25 protein-coding genes, 2 pseudogenes and 1 other annotated feature (1 of these 28 only partly in view) are annotated in these 20,910 nt (G+C 37.2%); of the genes and pseudogenes, 21 read left to right on the top strand and 6 right to left on the bottom strand.

What is annotated here, in order from left to right; translation table 11 throughout:
• Positions 1-76, top strand: a binding site (T-box leader) (it extends 156 nt beyond the left edge of the window).
• A 65-nt stretch (positions 77-141) separates the two neighbouring features.
• The 14 genes and pseudogenes from R4146_RS06905 to R4146_RS06840 all read left to right on the top strand — a co-directional run bounded on the left by R4146_RS06905 (position 142) and on the right by R4146_RS06840 (position 9,800).
• The gene (locus tag R4146_RS06905; RefSeq protein WP_339960726.1) at positions 142-789 is read left to right on the top strand and encodes an ATP phosphoribosyltransferase regulatory subunit; all 648 of its coding nucleotides are present in this window, start codon (positions 142-144) and stop codon (positions 787-789) included.
• Positions 790-802: 13 nt separating this feature from the next.
• Positions 803-1,291 carry an ATP phosphoribosyltransferase regulatory subunit gene (locus tag R4146_RS06900; protein WP_339960725.1) on the top strand — a complete coding sequence of 163 codons (489 nt, stop codon included), beginning with the start codon at positions 803-805 and terminating at the stop codon, positions 1,289-1,291.
• Positions 1,285-1,929: an ATP phosphoribosyltransferase gene (gene hisG / locus R4146_RS06895; RefSeq protein ID WP_339960724.1), complete on the top strand. Its 645-nt coding sequence runs from the start codon at positions 1,285-1,287 to the stop codon at positions 1,927-1,929. Before R4146_RS06900 ends, hisG begins: the two co-directional genes overlap by 7 nt.
• On the top strand, positions 1,916-3,199 hold the full coding sequence (gene hisD, locus R4146_RS06890; protein WP_339960723.1) for a histidinol dehydrogenase: 1,284 nt from the start codon (positions 1,916-1,918) through the stop codon (positions 3,197-3,199). The genes hisG and hisD overlap by 14 nt, the downstream gene beginning before the upstream one ends.
• Positions 3,200-3,201: 2 nt before the next feature.
• Complete coding sequence (hisB, locus tag R4146_RS06885) at positions 3,202-3,786, top strand: imidazoleglycerol-phosphate dehydratase HisB (RefSeq protein ID WP_339960722.1); 585 nt, start codon at positions 3,202-3,204, stop codon at positions 3,784-3,786.
• On the top strand, positions 3,786-4,400 hold the full coding sequence (gene hisH / locus R4146_RS06880) for an imidazole glycerol phosphate synthase subunit HisH (RefSeq protein WP_339960721.1): 615 nt from the start codon (positions 3,786-3,788) through the stop codon (positions 4,398-4,400). The genes hisB and hisH overlap by 1 nt, the downstream gene beginning before the upstream one ends.
• Positions 4,397-5,122, top strand: a complete 726-nt coding sequence (hisA, locus tag R4146_RS06875) for a 1-(5-phosphoribosyl)-5-[(5-phosphoribosylamino)methylideneamino]imidazole-4-carboxamide isomerase (RefSeq protein ID WP_339960720.1) — start codon at positions 4,397-4,399, stop codon at positions 5,120-5,122. The genes hisH and hisA overlap by 4 nt, the downstream gene beginning before the upstream one ends.
• Positions 5,112-5,894 (top strand): imidazole glycerol phosphate synthase subunit HisF, encoded by a 783-nt coding sequence (hisF, locus tag R4146_RS06870; RefSeq protein ID WP_339960719.1) that lies wholly within the window; start codon positions 5,112-5,114, stop codon positions 5,892-5,894. The genes hisA and hisF overlap by 11 nt, the downstream gene beginning before the upstream one ends.
• Entirely contained in the window at positions 5,867-6,187 is a 321-nt protein-coding gene (gene hisI / locus R4146_RS06865) for a phosphoribosyl-AMP cyclohydrolase (RefSeq protein ID WP_339960718.1), read from the top strand. The genes hisF and hisI overlap by 28 nt, the downstream gene beginning before the upstream one ends.
• Positions 6,188-6,197: 10 nt before the next feature.
• Positions 6,198-6,524 carry a phosphoribosyl-ATP diphosphatase gene (gene hisE, locus R4146_RS06860; RefSeq protein WP_339960717.1) on the top strand — a complete coding sequence of 109 codons (327 nt, stop codon included), beginning with the start codon at positions 6,198-6,200 and terminating at the stop codon, positions 6,522-6,524.
• Between the two features lie 18 nt (positions 6,525-6,542).
• A pseudogene (gene hisC / locus R4146_RS06855) lies at positions 6,543-7,616 on the top strand (histidinol-phosphate transaminase).
• An 83-nt stretch (positions 7,617-7,699) separates the two neighbouring features.
• Entirely contained in the window at positions 7,700-8,560 is an 861-nt protein-coding gene (locus tag R4146_RS06850; protein WP_339960716.1) for an aldo/keto reductase, read from the top strand.
• Positions 8,561-8,578: 18 nt separating this feature from the next.
• Entirely contained in the window at positions 8,579-8,980 is a 402-nt protein-coding gene (locus tag R4146_RS06845; protein WP_339960714.1) for a MerR family transcriptional regulator, read from the top strand.
• Positions 8,981-9,113: 133 nt separating this feature from the next.
• On the top strand, positions 9,114-9,800 hold the full coding sequence (locus R4146_RS06840) for a nicotinamide mononucleotide transporter (protein WP_339960713.1): 687 nt from the start codon (positions 9,114-9,116) through the stop codon (positions 9,798-9,800).
• A 97-nt stretch (positions 9,801-9,897) separates the two neighbouring features.
• Here R4146_RS06840 and R4146_RS06835 read toward each other — a convergent pair whose 3' ends face one another.
• Entirely contained in the window at positions 9,898-11,034 is a 1,137-nt protein-coding gene (locus R4146_RS06835; RefSeq protein ID WP_339960712.1) for a C39 family peptidase, read from the bottom strand.
• A 258-nt stretch (positions 11,035-11,292) separates the two neighbouring features.
• On the opposite strand from R4146_RS06835, the pseudogene R4146_RS06830 reads away from it, so the two are divergent.
• Together R4146_RS06830 and R4146_RS06825 are read left to right on the top strand one after the other, a co-directional pair.
• Positions 11,293-12,096, top strand: a pseudogene (locus tag R4146_RS06830) (C40 family peptidase); the annotation flags it as partial.
• 203 nt (positions 12,097-12,299) lie between these two features.
• The gene (locus tag R4146_RS06825; protein WP_339960711.1) at positions 12,300-13,157 is read left to right on the top strand and encodes a metallophosphoesterase; all 858 of its coding nucleotides are present in this window, start codon (positions 12,300-12,302) and stop codon (positions 13,155-13,157) included.
• Positions 13,158-13,274: 117 nt separating this feature from the next.
• On the opposite strand, the gene R4146_RS06820 is transcribed toward R4146_RS06825, so the two are convergent.
• On the bottom strand, positions 13,275-14,111 hold the full coding sequence (locus R4146_RS06820; protein ID WP_339960710.1) for a hypothetical protein: 837 nt from the start codon (positions 14,109-14,111) through the stop codon (positions 13,275-13,277).
• A 250-nt stretch (positions 14,112-14,361) separates the two neighbouring features.
• Between R4146_RS06820 and pcp the strand changes: the two genes are divergently transcribed.
• Positions 14,362-14,991: a pyroglutamyl-peptidase I gene (gene pcp, locus R4146_RS06815; RefSeq protein ID WP_339960709.1), complete on the top strand. Its 630-nt coding sequence runs from the start codon at positions 14,362-14,364 to the stop codon at positions 14,989-14,991.
• A 564-nt stretch (positions 14,992-15,555) separates the two neighbouring features.
• On the opposite strand, the gene R4146_RS06810 is transcribed toward pcp, so the two are convergent.
• The 4 genes from R4146_RS06810 to R4146_RS06795 form a co-directional block, all read right to left on the bottom strand.
• Complete coding sequence (locus R4146_RS06810; RefSeq protein WP_339960708.1) at positions 15,556-16,104, bottom strand: DUF805 domain-containing protein; 549 nt, start codon at positions 16,102-16,104, stop codon at positions 15,556-15,558.
• 58 nt (positions 16,105-16,162) lie between these two features.
• A protein-coding gene (locus R4146_RS06805; RefSeq protein ID WP_373695352.1) for an IS3 family transposase occupies positions 16,163-17,235 on the bottom strand; the annotation gives its coding sequence in 2 pieces (ribosomal slippage) (positions 16,163-16,980 and positions 16,980-17,235; 1,074 coding nt in all).
• A 55-nt stretch (positions 17,236-17,290) separates the two neighbouring features.
• The gene (locus R4146_RS06800; protein ID WP_339960707.1) at positions 17,291-17,488 is read right to left on the bottom strand and encodes a hypothetical protein; all 198 of its coding nucleotides are present in this window, start codon (positions 17,486-17,488) and stop codon (positions 17,291-17,293) included.
• Complete coding sequence (locus R4146_RS06795) at positions 17,489-18,001, bottom strand: hypothetical protein (RefSeq protein ID WP_339960706.1); 513 nt, start codon at positions 17,999-18,001, stop codon at positions 17,489-17,491.
• A 197-nt stretch (positions 18,002-18,198) separates the two neighbouring features.
• Between R4146_RS06795 and R4146_RS06790 the strand changes: the two genes are divergently transcribed.
• The 4 genes from R4146_RS06790 (at position 18,199) to R4146_RS06775 (ending at position 20,864) form a co-directional block, all read left to right on the top strand.
• Positions 18,199-18,597, top strand: a complete 399-nt coding sequence (locus R4146_RS06790) for a MerR family transcriptional regulator (RefSeq protein WP_339960705.1) — start codon at positions 18,199-18,201, stop codon at positions 18,595-18,597.
• Positions 18,594-19,451 (top strand): aldo/keto reductase, encoded by an 858-nt coding sequence (locus R4146_RS06785; protein ID WP_339960704.1) that lies wholly within the window; start codon positions 18,594-18,596, stop codon positions 19,449-19,451. The genes R4146_RS06790 and R4146_RS06785 overlap by 4 nt, the downstream gene beginning before the upstream one ends.
• 21 nt (positions 19,452-19,472) lie before the next feature.
• On the top strand, positions 19,473-19,739 hold the full coding sequence (locus tag R4146_RS06780) for a hypothetical protein (protein ID WP_339960703.1): 267 nt from the start codon (positions 19,473-19,475) through the stop codon (positions 19,737-19,739).
• Between the two features lie 87 nt (positions 19,740-19,826).
• On the top strand, positions 19,827-20,864 hold the full coding sequence (locus R4146_RS06775; RefSeq protein ID WP_339960702.1) for a zinc-binding dehydrogenase: 1,038 nt from the start codon (positions 19,827-19,829) through the stop codon (positions 20,862-20,864).
• Positions 20,865-20,910: the final 46 nt, after the last annotated feature.

The raw sequence follows: 20,910 nt of genomic DNA, 5'->3' as shown, positions 1-20,910 counted from the left end.
ACTAAGGTTTCAACGTGAGGGATGCTTTGTGAAAAGCATCTGAACTGGGGTGGCACCACGCAAAAGCGTCCTCTTTGTCTTAACTGACAGAGAGGGCGCTTTTTTTATGAGAATTAATTGAATTAGAAGGGAGTGATTCACATGAATAAAATAAAATTACCAACTGGTCTGCGGGATGAATTTGGTCAATTCGCAGAAAATAAAGATATCATTAGTGCTTGGATTTTAAAGCTACTGCGAAACCGTAGCTATAGCCGAATCAACATGCCAATTATTGAGCAACGCCGGTTGTTTGATGATTTTGCAACTGTTAATCAACAATACCGAGTATTTGATCCTGCTGGGGATGACTTAGTATTAAGACCGGATTTAACATTACCAATCGCTCGGTTTTTATCAAGTACTAATGTATCAATGCCACAGCGACTATATTATATCGGTGAAAAATTTGAAATTTCACCTGAACTATCAGGTGGTAAGAACGAACAAACCCAAGTGGGAATCGAACTAATTGGGTATCAATCTCTGAAAGCAGAAATGGAAGCGGTGATTTTTATGCATCAATTGAGTAAGCAATTTTTAAATCGACATCATCTAACAATTGAACTAGCCCATGCAAAGCTGGTAGACCAAGTGCTATCAGCTTTGCAACTAGACCATCAATTGCATACTCAATTGGCGCAGGCCCTGTACCACAAAAACTTTCCAGCATATGATGCTTTGCTAGCAAAGTTGGGGCCATGCGGGGCCGTTTCTGAAAAAATGGCCCCGCATGTTTGGCACCGTTGAAGAGATTAAACGAATGCTTGAATCGGTGGCAGTTCCTAAAGCAGCTCAATCAAGTTTGAACGAGTTAATTACGCTAGCTGAATTTGCTATTAGCTTACCGGGACAGTCAGTAATTATTGATTTAAGTAGCGCGGCTCCGCAACAATACTATACGGGAATTATTTTTAAAGGCTATACGACGAATTCAAATACTTACATCGTTAGCGGTGGTCGATATGATCAGCTATTAGCTAACTTTGAATCAGAAATTGAACCGGCCGTTGGATTGGGAATCAACATCGATGCGTTAGCGTCAATTGCAGATGTTGAAGATTCAATTCAGCGACCGGTTTTTGTGTACGCAAAATTACCAGATTTGAGACAGGTAGTACCATTAATTGAAGCACATGCTAACTACTCATTATCGTTAGCTGATACATTGGATCAAGCAAAGCAACAAGCATTGAACGCGGGTGGAAGACTAATGATTTATCAACCAGAAAAGGGGCTTACAGAATGTTAAAAATTGCGTTAACAAAGGGACGGGTCGAACAAAAGTTAATTCCATTGTTACAGCGGTGCGGAATTGACTGTGATCCATTAATTAATAAGCAGCGTAAATTAATTATTACCCTAGCAGATCAATATCATTTCATCTTAGTGAAAGGCGACGATGTTTGCACCTACCTTCGTAAGGGAACGGTTGACTTGGGAGTAGTTGGAAGCGACGTGTTAGCAGAACAAAATGCTGATAATCAAGTAGATGAGTTATTAGACCTTGGGACCGGTAGATGTCAGTTTATCGTAGCAGCTAAGCAGGACTTTAACTGGCAAACCCCACATCGGAAGGTAATTGGAACAAAGTATCCAGAAGTAGCCCGTCGTTACTTTTCCAGTATCGGTGAAGATGTTGAAATTATTAAAATTGCTGGCTCCGTTGAACTAGCACCACTGACTGGCTTAGCGGATGCCATTGTCGATTTAACTGAGACGGGGACGACGTTAAGAGTTAATCACCTAGTGGTCCACGACTGGTTAGATGTTATTACCAGTCGCTTAGTTGCCAATCCAGTGGCTTTAAAACAAAAACGAAATGAAATATTTAAATTAGTTGATCAATTGCAAACAGTTGTGGAGGAATCAGAATATGAAAATATATAAGAAATCATTAGCAGAAATGAAAAAAGTAGTTGCAGATTACACTAGTCAAACCATTGATTTAAAGATTGAACAAGCAGTTAGTGAAATCATTGCTAATGTTGCCAAAAATGGTGATGAAGCGGTGCGTAATTATGAACGGCAATTTGACAATGTTAATTTAGCGGATTTTTCCATCCCTGAATTCCAATTAGATCAAGCCTGGGAATCAATTGATGATGACTTAAGAGCTGCATTAAAACTGGCAAAACAAAACATTATTAGTTTTCACAAACGTGAAATTGAGAACAGCTTTGTCGATGTAAGTAAACCAGGCATCTTAAGGGGCGAAAAAATAACGCCATTAGCCAGCGTGGGATTATATGTTCCTGGGGGAACAGCAGCATATCCATCTACCATTTTAATGTGTGCATTACCAGCTAAGTTGGCTGGGGTTGAACGGATCGTAATGGTCACGCCACCGCAAGCGGATGGGATTAACCCCGCAGTCTTAGCGGCAGCTAAACTAGCTGGCGTAGATGAGGTCTATCAAATTGGGGGAGCTCAAGCAATCGCAGCGCTAGCATATGGGACCGCCAGCATTGCCCCCGTAGATAAGATCATGGGCCCAGGTAATATTTTTGTTGCCACTGCCAAGAAACAGGTTTTTGGTAAGGTAGCCATTGATATGGTTGCAGGACCATCTGAAATTGGTATCTTGGCGGACGATAGTGCTGACGCGGATGAAGTAGCCGCAGATTTGCTTTCCCAGGCTGAACATGATAAACGAGCACGGCCAATGTTAATTACCGATAGCGAACGGTTGGCTGAAGCAGTTGCAAAATCAGTTACGCAACAATTAACCACTCTCCCTAGAACAGAAATTGCGATTGCTGCCGTAAATGAACGTGGCTTTATCGCAGTAATGGATAACGTTAATGATATGTTTGCTTTAATGAATGAAGTAGCGCCAGAACACTTAGAAGTTCAATTGGCATCCCCAATTCAATATTTAGGATTAATAAAAAATGCTGGATCCGTATTTTTGGGACGCTATGCAAGTGAACCATTGGGCGATTATGTGGCGGGACCGAACCATGTATTGCCAACTGGTGGGACCGCACGATTTGCATCACCACTAGGCGTTTATGATTTTGTTAAACGGACTCAATTTATTCAATTTGACCGGGCAAACTTGGCTGCCGACGTCCCAGCGATTACTAAACTAGCTAGGACTGAAGGATTGGAAGCCCACGCTCGAGCAGTTGAAGCACGGTTTAAAGGGGGGGAATAGGGATGCGCGCAGCCACTATTGAACGTAATACTAATGAAACGAAGATCACAGTTAGTTTAAACCTAGATCAGCAAACGGGGATCGATATTGATACAGGAGTTGGTTTTCTTAATCACATGTTGGAATTGTTCGCTAAACATGGACGATTCGGACTCACGGTTAAGGTGGATGGTGATTTAGATGTGGATGCTCATCACAGCGTTGAAGATACTGGCATCGTAATTGGTGAATGTTTAAAACAAGCACTAGGCGATAAGCTACAGATTGAACGTTATGGGGATGCATGGGTCCCAATGGATGAGACATTAGCGCAAGTAGTAATTGATTTAAGTGGTCGGGCCTACTTGGTGTTTGATGCTAATCTAACGAATCCACGGTTAGGTAGTTATGAAACGGAAATTACAGAGGATTTCTTCCAAGCGCTGGCTTTTAATGGATTAATGAATTTGCATGCCCGGGTTGTATATGGTCGAAACACGCACCACCAGATTGAAGCATTGTTCAAAGCGACCGGACGCGCCTTACGTAAAGCCGTTACGATTAATCCTGAGATTAATGGCGTTAATTCCACCAAGGGAGTGATTTAATGATTGCAGTAATTGATTATAAAGCTGGGAATGTCTATAACGTTTTAAAAGCCTGTCAAAAGATTGGTGTTGATGCACAATTGACCGCTGATCCAGCAGAAATTAAGCAGGCGGATGCAGTTATTTTTCCAGGAGTGGGTGCATTTAGCAATGCAATGCAGACACTACGAGCACGTAACTTAGTAGCTGCGATTAAGGATACCGTTAGTAGTGGCACGCCCTTTTTAGGAATTTGTTTAGGGATGCAGTTATTATTTGACTCATCCACTGAATTTGGGAATAGCCAGGGATTGGGGTTGATTCCAGGCCAAATCGTTCAAATTCCAGATCAAAATAACCAGTTGATGGTTCCACAAACAGGGTGGAATCAAAACCAATTGAAACAGCCTGATTCTATTTTTAGTTCAGTGAATCGTCAATATACTTATTTTACCCATTCATACTATGCCCGATGTGATGCTAAATATATTGTTGCTAGTGTTGATTATGGGGTGGAAATTCCAGCAATCGTTCAAAAAGATAATGTATACGGATTTCAGTTCCATCCAGAAAAAAGTGGCCAAGTTGGCTTACAGTTATTAACCACTTTCTTTGAAAGGGCGGGATTAAAATGATTTATCTAGCAATTGATTTATTAAATGGAAGTAGCGTTAGGCTATACCAAGGTGATTTTAAGCAACAAACATTAATTAATGCGGATCCATTAGTACAGGCTCGTCAAATGAAAGCAGCTGGGATTCAAGGACTGCACTTAGTCGACTTAAACGGCGCCAAGGATGGTAATGCCATTAATCAACAATTAGTAATTGAAATTGCTAGCGTAATGGATGGTGACGCTGAAATTGGTGGAGGAATTCGGGATGCCCGAACGGTTAGCTCATACTTAAGTCATGGATTATCACGCGTGATCTTAGGATCAGTTGCAATAACTGATCCAGTGTTTACTAGTGAAATGCTAGCTCAATATGGTGGTGATCGAATTACCATTGGCATTGATGGCCGGAATGGAAAGGTAGCCACTGATGGATGGTTGAACCAAACGAACGTATCGATGGAAACGTTGATTGCCAAAATGATTGAAAAAGGTGCGCAGCGGTTCATTGTAACTGATACGGATACCGATGGCACACTAGCAGGCCCCAACATTGAACTACTTAGCAGCCTGCAACGACGATTTCCGGAAGCCGACATCGTGGCATCTGGTGGCATTAGTCAGATTAATGATGTTGCAAGATTACAAGCATCCGGATTGCAATCGGTAATTATTGGTAAGGCATTAGCAAGTGGTGCCATCAACTTGGATCAAATTATGGAGGTGAATAATAATGCTGGCTAAACGAATCATTCCTTGTTTGGACGTTGATGATGGACGTGTTAAAAAAGGAGTTAACTTTTTAAATTTAAAGGATGTTGGCGACCCAGTAAAAATTGCTGCTGCATATGAGCAACAAGGAGCCGATGAATTAGTCTTTTTAGATATTACGGCAACTAATGAACAACGGAATCCAATTCAAACGGTTGTAAAACAAGTGTCATCTAAAGTTTTCATGCCACTAACCGTGGGTGGTGGCATAAAAAGTGTCGCTGATATGGATGAGCTATTAAAAGCAGGCGCTGATAAAGTTGCTATTAATACGGCTGCTATCCGGAACCCCGATTTGATTACGGCTGGTTCACAAATTTTCGGTAGCCAAGCCATTGTGGTTGCCATCGATGTGAAGTGGGAAGCTAATGATCAAAAATATTATGTTTACACTAATGGAGGACAAGTTAAAACGGATTTGGATGCACTGGAATGGGCAAAACAGGCGGTGCAACTAGGTGCAGGGGAGCTATTAGTGACTAGCATGGATCAAGATGGAACTAAGGATGGCTTTGACATTGAACTATACCGAAAGATTAGTAATTCAGTTAACGTGCCAGTAATTGCATCCGGCGGTGCCGGTCAGATTAACGATTTTACTGAGCTATTCTTAAATAGTAACGTAACTGGTGCCCTAGCAGCTTCGGTATTTCACTTTCAAGAGCTAACGATTCCAGAAGTTAAAGGGGCACTTAAGGAAGCGGGGGTGGCAGTAAGATGCTTAAACCAGACTTTGCCAAATTAAACGGATTATTAACCACCGTAGTAGTTGATGCAAATACGAAAGCAGTCCTAATGGTCGCCTGGATGAACGCTGAAAGTTATCGTAGGACGATTGAGAGCGGTGAAACCTGGTTTTGGTCTCGTTCACGCAATGAGTTATGGCACAAGGGTGCTACTAGCGGTAACACGCAACGCGTTATTGAAATGACATTGGATTGTGATTGTGACACATTATTAGTGTCAGTAATCCCTAATGGCCAGGCTTGTCATACCGGTAGTTATAGTTGTTTTTTCAACTTAGTTAATAGTAAATAGGGTAATGATTATGAATAAACAAACGTTAGAAGAATTATATGAAATGGTAGCCAAGAGAAAGGCAACACCAGTTAAGGGTTCATACACTGATTATTTATTTACCAAGGGGATTGATAAGATTCTTAAAAAGGTTGGTGAAGAAACGACTGAAGTAATTGTTGCAGCCAAAAATAATGATCCTAAGGAATTACAGTATGAAACTGCTGACATGTTATACCACCTAATGGTATTGCTTGTACAACAAGGGGTTTCTTTTGATGCAATTAAAGCAGAGCTAGGGTCGCGGGTTGGTCAGATGAGCCAATTTAAGGACCGTGCCCCAATTAAGAAATTGTAAAAAAGGGGGGCGGCTGCAATGAAGCCAACAATTGATTCAATATCACCTTATGTTCCACCGATTAGCGTTGATGCGTTAAAGAACAAGTATGCAACGTCTAAGATGGTAAAATTATCTGCAAATGAAAATCCATATGGGATTTCTAATGAAGTTATTCAAGCAGTTATAAATGCAGTATCTAAAACGGCAGGTTGTTATCCGGATAGTAATGCAACTGAGCTAAGAGCTTTAGTTGCTGACCGATTGAATGTGAATCCAGCTAATATCATATTCGGGTGTGGATTAGATGAAATTATCACACTGGTTTCGAGAATTTTTTTACAACCAAATGATGAAGTGTTAGTTTCTGATCCCACATTTGCAGAATATGAAATCAATGCGCAAATTGAAGGCGCACTAGTTAATAAAATTCCAGTGGATGAGAATTGAGCTAATGACCTCGATGCTTTAACGGCTGCCATTAATGATAAAACTAGGCTGATATGGTTATGTAATCCAAATAATCCAACGGGCGCTTTTAATTCTGTAGTTTCAATTCGGCAATTCATGGCATCTGTTCCTGAACAAACGCTAGTTTTAATTGATGAAGCCTACATTGACTTTGTAACGGATGAGCAACCAGCAACAGCAGTGGAACTATTGGATGAGTATAATAACGTGGCGATAATGCGAACATTTTCAAAAGCCTATGGATTAGCTAATTATCGGGTTGGATATATTGTTATGGATGACGACCATGCTGCAAAGATGCAAGCAGTTAGACTCCCGTATAATTTGAATACATTATCCCAAGTTGCAGCCGTAGCGGCAACGAAAGATCAAGATTTCGTGGATACGACCGTTACCAATAATGCTAATGAACGGGCAGATTGGATGTTATTTTTACAACAGCATCAAATTCAGTTCTATCCGACCCAAACGAATTTTATTTATTTTAAGGTGGATAATGCAGATGCTTTGATGCAGTTATTATTATCAAATGGTTATCAAGTTCGTGACGGATTACAGGATGATTGGTTACGCATTACAACTGGTAAACATGATGATAATGTGGCGATTCAAAACATTATTAAATCATTTCTGAATTGTTGATCGTTCAGTAAGCATTTGATTTGCATTGAGGTAACCTCAACCCTTTATAGTGTAACTAATCATTAATAAAGGAGTTGTTTTACATGGTGAATGTACCTAATGTTAAACTAAATAACGGAATTGAAATGCCCGCTGAAGGATTCGGGGTTTATCGTATTGATGACTTTGATGACTGTAAGCAAGCAGTGAAGAATGCATTACAAGTTGGTTATCGCGCAATTGATACGGCTCAACAATATAATAATGAAGATGCCGTTGGTGCTGCAATTGAAGAAAGTGATGTGGATCGGAAAGATATCTTTATTACCACTAAGGTATGGATTACCGAATTTGGTTATGAAAAAACCAAGCGTTCCGTTCTGGAATCATTGAAAAAACTAAGGACTGACTACGTTGACTTAGTATTGTTGCACCAACCATTTGGGGATTCATATGACTCATATCGAGCATTAGAAGATTTGTATGATGATGGTAAGATTCGGGCAATTGGGGTTTCTAACTTTAATAGTGACTGTTATATTGATATTCAACACTTTGCAAGAATCAAGCCCGCAGTTGATCAATTAGAAACGCATGTATTCTTTCAACAAAAAGAGATGCAAGCGTATACTGAAAAGTATGGTGCTAAATTAGAATCATGGGGACCATTTGCCAATGGTAAGCACGATATCTTTAATAATCCTACTTTAAAGGAAATTGGTGATCATTATCATAAATCGGCCTCCCAAGTGGCGCTTCGTTTTCTAGTGCAAAATGGTATCATTATTATTCCAAAATCAACTAGCATTGAACGAATGAAACAAAATATTGATATTTGGGATTTTGAACTGAGTGCTGAAGACATGCAATTGATTGAATCCATGGATACGAATGAAAGTTCATTTATGGATCTTAGGGATCCTAAGATTGTGGAATGGATCGTTAATTCAGTGCCTAAGAATTAATATCATGGAGGGTTAACATTGTTAACAGTCAAGCAAGTTGCCAAAAAACTAAAAATATCTGAATATACGGTACGCTACTATACTAACTTAGGATTAGTACCAAATGTAAAACGTAACGCTAATAATGAACGTGAATTTGATGATGATGCGATTGAATGGTTGTACGGATGTAAGATGTTACGGAGCACGGGGATGTCGATTAAAAATATCAAACGCTATGTTGACTTATGTGCGCAGGGCACTGATAGTATCGAATCTCGTTTCCAAATGATCATAAATGAACGTGATATAGCGGCACAACGGGTTAAAGATGCAAATGAAAATCTAGATTTCTTGAATCAAAAAGTTCAGATATATGAGCAAGCAATTAAAAATAAAAACGATGTTGATCCCTTAAATCCAAAACAAAATAGAAGCTAATTTTACGCCAGCTTCTATTTTTACATATTAATATTTATGAATGATTTGGCAATCATTTACTAAAGTTTTACAATGTTTAACAAGAGCGTTGCTTCCGAATACGGCTCTAAAAAAACAATAGGAGATGTTTGTTATGTTAAAAGCAATTGCAAAGTCTAGATTATTTGATTTATTAGGCATTATGATTGTTGTTTTCAGTGCCTTTTTATCTGGTTACTTATTTGAAACTCTAGATCAGGTAACCCATTGGGGTGGAATTAGTGACTTGATTCCGTTTGGTTTAATTAGTGTAGGCTCATCCATTTTATCGCTATATTCCAATCGCCTTACTTCTAGGATGAATAACCTTGGAAATTGGATTGGGTTAGGTAGCGTGATTCTTAGTGGGACGATTGATTACTTACTTGGTAACAAGGGCGCGATTTTCACATACCCAATTACGTTTATTATCCAAGCCTGGGCAATTAAAACTTGGGTTAATAGTGAACGATACAAAGCTAAAGCGCCCCTTAAAGGGCCTAAGGGAGTTATAATAGCGGCCTTAGTAATTATTAGTGCCATTTTGTTTAGTTATTGGGTCAACTCACTGGCGTTCACGGAATTTAATTGGTTGTTTTATGTTACCGTCTTAGTGTTCGCTTTTTCGTTATCTGCCAATATATTTAATGCGATGAAGTTAACCATCCAATGGAATTTTTGGATGGTGTATAATTTTATTCAACTTGCTAAGGCTTTGATTCAGGGTAATTTTGCAAATGTTGGTAAATATATTTATTACATTATAAATGCAGTTGCTGGACTGTTCTTCTGGCGTGGTTAAGCATTAATAAAGCCCTTATAATCTAATGATTATAAGGGCTTTTTGTATTTAGATTTTTAAAAGATAAATCAATAGTTATTAGTCGTGTTAGCTATGATTAATAACTAATTGCTCGCATTCCATCATGACTACGATGAACGTTCATATCATTAATCTTCATACTAGTACGTTTATTAATCCATGGATCATTATATAAAATCCGATCCTTTGTAAATCCAGTAACGGTAAGTGCATGGTTAGGAAAGCCATCCACATTAGCTACGTATACTACTACTGGCTTTTGGTGTTTTTGGACGTAGTTTTTAATATAATTAGTGCTTTTACCAGTTAAATTAACGCTAGATCCAGTGTAGTGACGAACTAACTTCATTAATGCTGGTGGATAAATATACCAGCCAGCTTTGGAATAGGGACTACCCACAAATCCCTTGTTTGGATTTGAGCTACGGGGCATCTTATTAGCTAGGAATGTCTTAGTATATTTCTTATGGGTTGCGTAATTGACCATCATCGTGACAGCAGTAATTTCACAGCCAGTTGGTAGTTGGGGCCGTTGCCCGATTAGTGGCACGTTATTGAGCTTAAATGCAGAATCATCAAATGCATTTTGATTAATCCAACCCTTATCCTTACCGTTATGGAAGATATGAGCATATGTACCAGTCTTGGTAGTTTGTAAGCTAGTAACGTGAACCCACTTATGTTTTAAACTAGTGCTTGTATTATGGCTTTTAACGTTGGATGGCTTGGTGTTATAAGCACCACCTTTATATAATTTAGTGGACTTTTTAACCATAGTATCATAGTTAACGCTTTTGCTTTTAGTGACGCGATTATATTTATGAGCAGGTTTGTGATTTATAGGTTTAGAGCTGCTGCTACTTTGGCTACTACTAGTTGCGTTACTACTTGTAGCTGAGCTAGGAGTTGTTGATGCACTACTACTATTGCTTTGAGCACTGCTAGCATTAGACGTACTTTGACTTTGGGTGGCTGAACTAGCGCTAGTTGAACTATCAACATTACTACTGGCACTAACAGCACTGGTGGCACTACTAGAATTTGATGCAGATTGACTTGTAGCGGCACTACTACTTGCTACACTACTGGTGTTATTGGTGCTGCTGCTAATGGTTTGATTATCATCCGCTTTAGCATAAGTAGTTTGTGTGGAGGCGATCGTAAGGATAGCTGCTGGCGTTACTAATAGTGCGGCCAGAATTGATTTTTTCATGCTTAAGTTACTTCTTTCTCTATTAGAATTTCATTTTACATTATACACTTTAAAATTACATTAAGATATTAAGAAAGTCTAAAGAAGACTTATTTAGGAAAGGCCTAGTATTAATAAAGTGTTAAAATATTTATGAAATATTAATATATCTTGTGTTAATTATTACATAAAATCACGAAAGAGGGAAGATTAATGATTAAATCGAAGTTAAAAAAGGCATTGATTTCAATCAGTGCCTTTGCATTATTAGCAACACTTGGGGTGACCTTAGGTGGATCTAGTTCTGCAAATGCTAAGGAAAAGATTTACCAAAATCCAAAGCAATATTATCAAATTGCTAGTAAGCAAATAAAGCCAGTCGGCCAAGTTGGTTATACGGTTAAGCTTGGTTATGAAGGAATCAAAACAGAAATGGTAATGCGTCGGGTTGGCGTAAACATGGGACCATTAGGAACTGGTCATTATGAATATAACTATGCTGCTAAAAATGCAGTTAAGGCTTTCCAAGCTAAGCATCATCTAAAGGCAACTGGAAACGTGGATGTTAAAACATGGGTTAAACTTGGTTTTAAGAAATCACAATTCTACAGTATTGATAGATATGTTGCGCCACTTGGTGCTAAGATTACCCAAGGTCGGAAGGCCCACATTGAAGCTGCTATCAAGCAAGCTTATAAATACTTAGGTCGGCCATATATTTATGGTGCTTCATCCAGTCCAGCTTATGGTAATGACTGTTCCGGACTAGTTGTCCAAGCACTATACGCTGGTGGGATTAACCCAGCTCCAGTTAGTGCAATCCAACATGCACATCCTGGGAATGAATGGAATTCACGTCGGCTATGGGCTTCTAAGAAATTTAAGTTCGTTCCATTTAGTCAACGGAAGCGTGGAGATTTAGTATTCTACTATCAACCAGGGACTAAGACCATCTGGCATGTTGCTTTATACTTAGGTAACAATAAGATTATTGAAAGCTGGCCACCACGGGTTCAAGTATCAAGTGTTTATGGTAGATCAACACTTACTGGATATGTAGCACGTCCATGGCTTGAAAAATAATTAAATAAACAACCATTAAACACCCTCGATATTTAGTTATCGAGGGTGTTTTTTGATTATTCAATTTTAACGATTAGTTTGGTTTATAATCTTTGACCATTAATTTACATAAATATTGAATTAATTTTACATGTCAATGCTAATATTTAATTTGAAAGAGCGGCTTTCTAATCTTAAATACAGTAATTGTGAGGGGTTATTATATGAAGTTGAATTATAACGATCGGGGTAACTTTAAAATTTGCCAGTTAACGGATTTACATCTGGGTGAATCCCCCGAGAATGAAGAAGATAATAAAACTTTAAATGCGTTAGAACTATTATTTAATACTAATGAATTTGACCTAGTAATTATCACCGGTGATTTAATCTGGAGTAAATTATCTTATGATCCGGAGATGACGTTGAGCCCATTGTATAAGCTATTAAACCGATTTTCGTTCCCAGTGGCAATTACATACGGAAATCATGACACCCAATCAAAGTGGAGTCGATTTGATATGCGTAAACTAGAACGTCAACTGACCCATCCGGCTGATAAATATAATAGTACAATTACTGGTGAACGTGAGAACTATACGCTCGAAGTGTATGACGGCAAAAAATTAGCCAATGTTATTTATGTATTAGATAGTGGTGCTTATTCGAATTGGAAGGATCACGACCGGTATGCTTCCATTGAACCAGAACAAATTGAATGGTATAACCAATTGCCTTATAGTCGGGATGAAAATAATGTTGATTTAGGCTTTTTTCACATCCCACTTCCAGAGTACAAATTAGCTGCCCAAAACATTATTGCAGGACAACGGGGGAGTGAAACGCGCTCGCCCAATTTAAACTCAGGCTTTTTTTATAGTTTACATCGCAATCGGAATGTGAAGGCGTTATTTGTTGGTCATGATCATGAAAATAACTTCGTTAGCCAATATGAGGGCATTGATTTGAACTATGGCAATGTGACTGGATATAATTGTGACTCTAGCTTAAAACGAGGCGTCCGGATTATTGAACTTGAAAATAATCTCTATGAAACGAGTATTAAAACATTTGAAAGTTAGTTATAATTTATAACATATTATAAATTATATGATTAATAATAGAATATTAAAGCAAACTAAAGGGACATTCCTAAATTATTAGGAATGTCCCTTATATAGTTATTTATTATTTTCAAATTATTTTAAATTTTGCTTAGCACTTTTTAATGCTTTTTTGATCTTATTATATTTTTGCTTAGCTACTTGTTTAGCGTGTTTTGATTTATGCTGGCTATTTTTTAAATTTTTAGCAGCACGTTTAAGATTAGCCTGTAGCTTTTGAATATTTTTATTTGCTGGGTTTGAGTTGCTCTGATTAGTGGCTTTACTATTGGTTTGATTATTATTACTTGTGGTATTACTGGTTGCTGATTCACTATTATCCATTGCATTAAGGGTTGATTGAATTCGGCTATCAGTTGGAATGATGCCAGCTAATTCCAGACTACGAGCTTCTCTCATTACTCTTTCATCTTCAGCCAGTAATTCATGGGGTTGACTATAATAACTTGAAAGCTGAGAAATATATTCTGGAAAATTGCTAGCTTGTCTAGTAACTTCATCTTTTGCCATTATACTTACAATTGTGACAGTAATTGGTTGCACTGAATTATCTTTAGGGGTAAATGTAATGGTATCAATTTGACCGACCCAATCTTCAGTGTTTAAGTCATTGTCATCAACCTGGCTGGAGTCCCTTATGTACGGAGCGGTTGAAAATATCATCTTATCACTAGAATCATGGCCATCGTTATAAAGTGCCTGGCCAGCATCAGTTAGGACAGCTCCCTCAATTGAATCAGGTTGAATATATTTAGCTGTTTCTGAATCTAATGGATGCAAAAGAAGCCAAGAACCACTACCGGCATGGGCAGTGATAGTTCCAAATTCATTATTACTTATATTACTAAATACTGCAACGCCACCGCTAGTTAGTGCGGCTAGCGTGGCTAAATATAAGATTGTTTTTTTCATAGCTAAGAACTCCTTTAAATTAAGATATAGTTAAATTATATTATAAAAATTTGGAATATCAAATTTAATTATATATTGATTTTAGATATATTTAATTTAAACGTTAACCAATTTATAAAAGTATAAGAAGGGGATGTTTGCTGATCACTTTTATAGAGAATACAATCATAGTTAATATTCGTTACTTTATTTATAAAGTTGATCGATAATAGAATTAACTATTAATATAATTTTTTAGGAGTTGGTTTGGATGAAAATATTAATTACTGGCTTTTCTCCATTTGACAATTATGACGTTAATCCCTCATTAGAAGTTTTAAATGCACTGCCGGATAGAATTAGTGACTTTGACATTATCAAGGTACCGGTTCCAACCTCGTTTAAACAAAGTTCTAATAAGATTGTTGAAGCAATTAAAAAATATCAACCGAATGCTGTCTTAAGTATTGGTCAAGCTGGTGGACGAGATGCAATAACACCCGAACTAGTAGCAATTAATATGGATGATGCTAGAATTGCGGATAATGATGGGTTCGCACCAGAAAGCGAATCAATTCATAAAGACGGTGAAAATGCTTATTTCAGCAGCCTACCAGTAAAACAAATTGCGCAAAGGATTAATAATATGGGTATAAAAAGTCGGGTATCAACAACTGCAGGGACGTTTGTCTGCAATCATATAATGTATGAATCCTTATACTATATAAGTAAAAAGAACTTAAACGTGATTGCCGGGTTTATTCACGTTCCTTCTAATCCAGCTCAAGTTGCTGATGATCATGGTAAGAGTATGAATCTTAGTGATGAAGTAGCAGGCATTAGGGAAGCTGTGAAGACGATTTCAAAGTACTTATCAACAAAGAAAGGGATGCTCAACTAATGAACATCCCTTTGATCAATATATGTATCTCTCTATCGCAACTTAATTATATAATGGATATAAGATGGTGTCTAAGATATCCGATTGAATGCTAATAAAACTTAAATATTTCCGTTTTTCCTTGTGTTTGGGGATGAATTTGATATGATTGAGTTATCCATTTTCAAAGATCTTGCACACGCAAGAGTGATCCAACTATGTAAGGGTATTGAACCTGATCATTGGATAATTTCCCGCAAACGCAGGACTACAAAGCGACTAGCCATTTACTGGTTAGCCGCTTTTTTAATGCCGATTAAGTATTATTATAGTACATAGGTATGTTAAGATTATCTTAAGAAGAAATGGTTTATTTTTAAACCGTTATTATTACATAAAAGGAGAATCTAAATTATGATAAAGTTAAATTCGATTGTTAAAGGCATCGCCACTATCGGTGCAGCTGTTACACTTACCGAAAAATATTGGTATACCATCTTTAATTTATCAATACAAAAACACCCCTAAGTTGTAAAAACTTAGGGATGCAGTGTAGCTACATACTTAATCGTGAGTAGTCTTTTCTTAATTTTGTTTAACACTTGGCATCAAAGTCATAATAAACACTGCAATTTCAATAAAAAAGTTTAAAAAAGGAATACATTCCCCAATTAACAACAAAATAATTGCAGTTGTGCTAGAACCCATATCTCTTAATCTACGTGCCGTTATAGCAAATGTTGGAATGATACTAGCAACATACCAAATTATTATCGCAATCGTTAAAATAGTTATAATACCAGAAAATGCACTACCCCCGTTTTCAGAACTAACAGTTGGCAAAACAAATACTAATGCAATAATAGTAACTATGGTTTGCCATAAAATCCAGTACCAGTATTCACTACGGCTACTAGTTCCACCAAAGTCAGCATACCTTCCCCAGAATAACTTAAATGCTTGTACCATGTTAACTGGATTGGAAGAGCCGATGACTTCTTTACTACCGTTGTTAGTTCCATAGTTATTGATAGTAACATTTTGGGCTGTCGATCCATTTTGCTCAGCACCACAGTAAGTACAGAATTTAGCAGAATCAGGGATTTGTTTACCACATTTGACACAATATTTCATAATATAAACCTACCTTTATATGTAATTAATGCTCCTATGTCAATAACTTGGACTGATTTTATGTAGTTTTGACCAAGCTAATTCTTTCATTGTTATACCATCTTACGTACCAATCAATACCTGCAATTGCCTCTTCTATGCTTTCAAACTTTGTTTGAAATACTAATTCACGTTTTAGCATTGAATGAAAGTTTTCAATGTAAGTATTGTCGTATGGATGGCCTTTCAATGAATATGAATGCTTGATATTAAGTTTGTTTAATAACTTTTCAAATAAATCACTGGTATATTGACTTCCCATATCACTGTGTAAAAACATAGGTTTGCTAGTCTTTTTCACCGCTTTAAGCATGGTATTAGTTACTAATTCTGCAGTCATTTCATTACAAACCTGATGGGCAATAACCTTATGGTTATTAGGATTATAGACACTGGCTAAATAAACCCACTTGTGATTCGTTAGTGGAATATAGGTAATGTCAGCACACCAAGCAGAACGCCAGTCCTGACGGACTAAGTTAGCACGTTGTTCATAATCATTATGGGTGGTTGGTTTGCGATATTTTTTGTTCATTACTGAATGAATTTTCATGGAATGCATTAGCTTCCAGACGGTTCTAGAGCTGACCTGTAATCCTTTATTTAAGAGGACTTGATGAATTCTGGGATACCCATAAACATAACGGCTTTGTTGCCAGGCAACTAAAATTTCTCGTTTTAAAATTAGATTATGATGATCACGTTTTGTTGGTTGATGATTAGTCCAATAATAATAGGTACTCTTAGGCATTTTAAAAGCTCTTAAAATGGTTGCTAAGCGGTGTCCATGTTCCAAACTATCTTTAATGAAGCCTAAGGCTTCATTAATTGTTAGCGCTTGCCAAGTAACACCGCGGCTCGTTTTAAAATTTCAAGTTCCTCTTGAGTCTCAGCTAACTTATTTTCCATTTGAATATATTTTTCATATGAAATACTTTTACCATCAACATTAATCGTCTTGGCTTGCTTGATCCAACGATTGATTGTATTAGTAGAAATATTATAATCCTTAGCAAGTGAACTGATACTACGTCCTTGTTTTGCTAGTGCAATAATTGAATCTCTTAATTCTTTAGAATATGATTTTGGCATAATAAAAACTCCTTTAATAATAATTATACCCGAAAGGGTACGACATAAAAATGGTCTATATTATTATCATAGGAGCAGTAGGGCTAATTGTCATCAGTTCTGGCAATATATCACATGCAATGTCGTTGGCATGGTCTTCATCTTCAGTAATAATACTAATCATCTTTTCATGATTTAATGCCCCTTGCGATTCGCTAATGTTTAAATTAATCTGATTAGCTAATTCTACTGGCATTTTTAGTTGTAGTTTCATTTAAATCCCCAGTTGCTTTAGTTGGATAGCATTTAATAAGAAGTATTGTTGTAGCCTTTGCACATCACTTGTGCGCTCCTTGGTTGCCTTGATGGTAAATGAATCCTTTAAATCCTTCGTAGTTAACGTTAGTAACGCATCAGTCGGCACTTCAACTTGTCTAGATTGCCCCGAAACAGTCCCAAATGATGGACCACTATTTACACCAAGTTGATTATTATTACTTTGCACGGAGTAATTTTGAGTCGTGGCCTGAAAGTCCTTGCGATGCATGGGGGTAAACTTAATATCGATTAAATAGTATCCTTTATTGGGATATGCTGATTCTGGGAACGTAATAACGTGATTACGATCAACTGACATAACGTTAACCGGGTGTTCACCAGCTCCTCCTAAATAGGCGTTAACATCATCTTCATTGATATTTAAATATGAGGATTGAACTGCGTCCGCTGGTTGAATCGATTGTATGTATTTTAATCTTTCAGCATTAATTTTTCGTTGTTTTCTCATGGCTAAAATAGCACATACAACTACAAATAACAAAATTAAAAAGGGTACAGCAAACATAACATAAGTAAAAATATCCATTTCTACCATCTCCTTTATATAAACATTAATGATATTTTAACATATTTTATGAACATTCTGCTTGCCTTGGTGTGCACTCGAAGGTTTATCATTAGATACGCATAGAAGGTGATATTGAATTGAATATTAATCAAGTTAGTAAAAAATTAGGGATTTCTAAAGACACGTTGCGCTATTGGGAACGAGTCGGATTATTAAAACCAATTAAACGAGATGTAAATGGATATCGTGACTATTCTAAATATGATATCAATTGGATTTTCTATATTCGCGCCTTACGAAATGCAGGGATGTCAGTAGATTCATTAGTTAAGTTTATTCACTTGTATGATGAACATAGTGATAAAGAAAAACGAAAACAAATGTTAATCGAACAACGGGATGCCCTATTAAAAGACTTAAATGAACGTCGTAAAACAGTTAATTATTTATCATATAAGATTAACCATTTTGACACTACTTTGCTAACCTATGAAAATGAAAAGTTAGCCTATGAATCCAAGGAGGACATAAGATGAATGATAAAACACTAAACAATCAAGTTAAAATTCCAGCATTGGGATTTGGAGTATTTCAAATTACTGAAGCCAACGCAACTAGGGAAGCTGTTATTAATGCAATTAAAGCGGGGTATCGTTTAATTGATACAGCAGCTATTTACGGTAATGAAGTTGAAGTCGGCTTAGGAATTCAAGATGCAATTGATCAAGGTTTAGTTACCCGGGATGAACTATTCATTACAACTAAGCTATGGGTACCAGATGTTAATGCAGATCGAGCAGCACAAGGGATTGATGATTCATTATCTAGACTTAAATTAGATTATCTAGATTTATTATTAATTCACCAACCATATAACGATGTTTTTGGTGCATGGCGCGCAATGGAAACCGCTTATCAAGATGGTAAATTAAAGGCAATTGGGGTATCGAACTTTAGCATTGCACAAATTACTAATTTAGCTGAATTTAGTAATATCAAACCGATGTTAAATCAAATTGAAGTTAATCCATTTTATCAAAATAAGGAACGCGTAGCCTACTTACAAGACTATGGAATTCAAGTGGAAGCATGGGCACCATTTGCTGAAGGTCGGAATAACTTATTCAAAAATGATGTTTTACAATCAATTGGTGATAAATATCATAAGTCAATTGCTCAAGTAATCATTCGCTGGTTATTACAACGAAACATTATCCCAATTGCTAAGTCGGTTAGAACGGATCGGATGCAAGAAAATATAGATGTATTTGACTTTGCGTTAACCGATGAAGACATGCAACAAATAGCTGCTTTGGATCAAAACCAAAGTCAATTCTTTGATCATGATGATCCAGACCGAATTAAGTGGATGGCACAACGTTCTAAGTAATGAATGGGGGTGCGGTTTAATATGCATAATTTTACTAATGAAGAGGCAACCGTATTAAGTAATGCGTTCCTTAGTTTTAAAGATACATTGCAATCTGATAATCAAAGGGGACGCAGTGAATTAGATGGACTTAGTGAACAGGTATTAAATCATCACAGTTTAAATCCACTCGGCACCGACTTTACGTTTGTTAAAATGGCGCTAAAAAATTATCGAAAATTAGTTCAAGATACTAACATATTGGCAACGATTGATAACCTTATAGCGCGCTATAAGGGGATTTGTTAAGGCGTTATCTTTGACACTAACGAGAATAACTTTTATGATATGGTCTGTTAAAAATGTTAATGATCAATATTAAAGGAGTGCTAAATAATGAAAGAAACACGATTTGTAAAAGCTGGTAAAGTTGAAATTAAAGATGTTGCTAAACCAGAAATTGAAAAAGCCGACGATGTGATTTTACACGTTGTCCAAGCTTGTGTATGTGGATCCGATTTATGGGCATACCGTGGGTTAGATAAAAAAGAACCTAATTCATTGAATGGTGGTCATGAAGCCATCGGAATTGTAGAATCAGTTGGTAGCGATATTACTAGTGTTAAGCCAGGTGATTTCGTAATTGCTCCATTTACGCATGGATGTGGACACTGTGCTGCTTGTCGAGCTGGCTTTGATGGTAATTGTCAAAACCATACTGATAACATTAGCCATGGTTACCAATCCGAATACGTTCGTTACCAACATGCTAACTGGGCATTAGTTAAGGTGCCTGGCAAGCCTGCTGATTACAGTCAAGGAATGTTAAACTCATTCTTAGCGTTATCAGATGTGATGGCAACTGGATTCCACGCTGCTAAAACTGCTAACGTTCAAACTGGTGATACGGTTGTAGTTGTTGGTGATGGTGCCGTTGGTCTTTGTGGTGTGATCTCAGCTCAATTATTAGGTGCTAAGCGCATTATTGCGATGAGTCGACACGCAGATCGTCAAGCATTAGCTAAGGAATTTGGGGCTACGGACGTCATTGCTGAACGTGGTGATGAAGCAGTTGCTAAAGTAATGGAATTAACTAACGGTGCTGGTGCTGATGCGGTCCTTGAATGTGTTGGTAGTGAATTATCTACTAACACCGCATTACAAGTTGCTCGTCCTGGTGCTCATGTTGGTCGGGTTGGTCTTCCTCACGGAAATGTTGATTTCCCATTAGCATTTAGAAAGAACATCTCACTATCAGGTGGAATTGCTTCTGTTACTACTTATGATAAAGAAATTTTATTACAAGCAGTGTTAAATGCAGAAATTAACCCTGGTAAGGTCTTTACTAAGAGCTTTAACCTTGATGATATCGATGATGCTTACAAGGCAATGGCTAACCGTGAAGCAATTAAATCAGTTGTTACTACTGACTAATTAAATATGTAATCAAAAAGAGATGCAATTTAGCATCTCTTTTTTA

The organism is Nicoliella lavandulae, from assembly GCF_037546185.1.
Classification (GTDB): Bacteria; Bacillota; Bacilli; order Lactobacillales; family Lactobacillaceae; genus Nicoliella; species Nicoliella lavandulae.
Note: the sequence above shows the minus strand (reverse complement) of the source record. Positions and strands in the feature narration are given on the sequence as shown.

Coding starts and splice junctions, on each gene's coding strand:
- R4146_RS06905 (WP_339960726.1), top strand. CDS start 142: ATGAATAAAATAAAATTACCAACTGGTCTGCGGGATGAATTTGGTCAA.
- R4146_RS06900 (WP_339960725.1), top strand. CDS start 803: ATGCTTGAATCGGTGGCAGTTCCTAAAGCAGCTCAATCAAGTTTGAAC.
- hisG (WP_339960724.1), top strand. CDS start 1,285: ATGTTAAAAATTGCGTTAACAAAGGGACGGGTCGAACAAAAGTTAATT.
- hisD (WP_339960723.1), top strand. CDS start 1,916: ATGAAAATATATAAGAAATCATTAGCAGAAATGAAAAAAGTAGTTGCA.
- hisB (WP_339960722.1), top strand. CDS start 3,202: ATGCGCGCAGCCACTATTGAACGTAATACTAATGAAACGAAGATCACA.
- hisH (WP_339960721.1), top strand. CDS start 3,786: ATGATTGCAGTAATTGATTATAAAGCTGGGAATGTCTATAACGTTTTA.
- hisA (WP_339960720.1), top strand. CDS start 4,397: ATGATTTATCTAGCAATTGATTTATTAAATGGAAGTAGCGTTAGGCTA.
- hisF (WP_339960719.1), top strand. CDS start 5,112: ATGCTGGCTAAACGAATCATTCCTTGTTTGGACGTTGATGATGGACGT.
- hisI (WP_339960718.1), top strand. CDS start 5,867: ATGCTTAAACCAGACTTTGCCAAATTAAACGGATTATTAACCACCGTA.
- hisE (WP_339960717.1), top strand. CDS start 6,198: ATGAATAAACAAACGTTAGAAGAATTATATGAAATGGTAGCCAAGAGA.
- R4146_RS06850 (WP_339960716.1), top strand. CDS start 7,700: ATGGTGAATGTACCTAATGTTAAACTAAATAACGGAATTGAAATGCCC.
- R4146_RS06840 (WP_339960713.1), top strand. CDS start 9,114: ATGTTAAAAGCAATTGCAAAGTCTAGATTATTTGATTTATTAGGCATT.
- R4146_RS06835 (WP_339960712.1), bottom strand. CDS start 11,034: ATGAAAAAATCAATTCTGGCCGCACTATTAGTAACGCCAGCAGCTATC.
- R4146_RS06825 (WP_339960711.1), top strand. CDS start 12,300: ATGAAGTTGAATTATAACGATCGGGGTAACTTTAAAATTTGCCAGTTA.
- R4146_RS06820 (WP_339960710.1), bottom strand. CDS start 14,111: ATGAAAAAAACAATCTTATATTTAGCCACGCTAGCCGCACTAACTAGC.
- pcp (WP_339960709.1), top strand. CDS start 14,362: ATGAAAATATTAATTACTGGCTTTTCTCCATTTGACAATTATGACGTT.
- R4146_RS06810 (WP_339960708.1), bottom strand. CDS start 16,104: ATGAAATATTGTGTCAAATGTGGTAAACAAATCCCTGATTCTGCTAAA.
- R4146_RS06800 (WP_339960707.1), bottom strand. CDS start 17,488: ATGAAACTACAACTAAAAATGCCAGTAGAATTAGCTAATCAGATTAAT.
- R4146_RS06795 (WP_339960706.1), bottom strand. CDS start 18,001: ATGAGAAAACAACGAAAAATTAATGCTGAAAGATTAAAATACATACAA.
- R4146_RS06785 (WP_339960704.1), top strand. CDS start 18,594: ATGAATGATAAAACACTAAACAATCAAGTTAAAATTCCAGCATTGGGA.
- R4146_RS06780 (WP_339960703.1), top strand. CDS start 19,473: ATGCATAATTTTACTAATGAAGAGGCAACCGTATTAAGTAATGCGTTC.
- R4146_RS06775 (WP_339960702.1), top strand. CDS start 19,827: ATGAAAGAAACACGATTTGTAAAAGCTGGTAAAGTTGAAATTAAAGAT.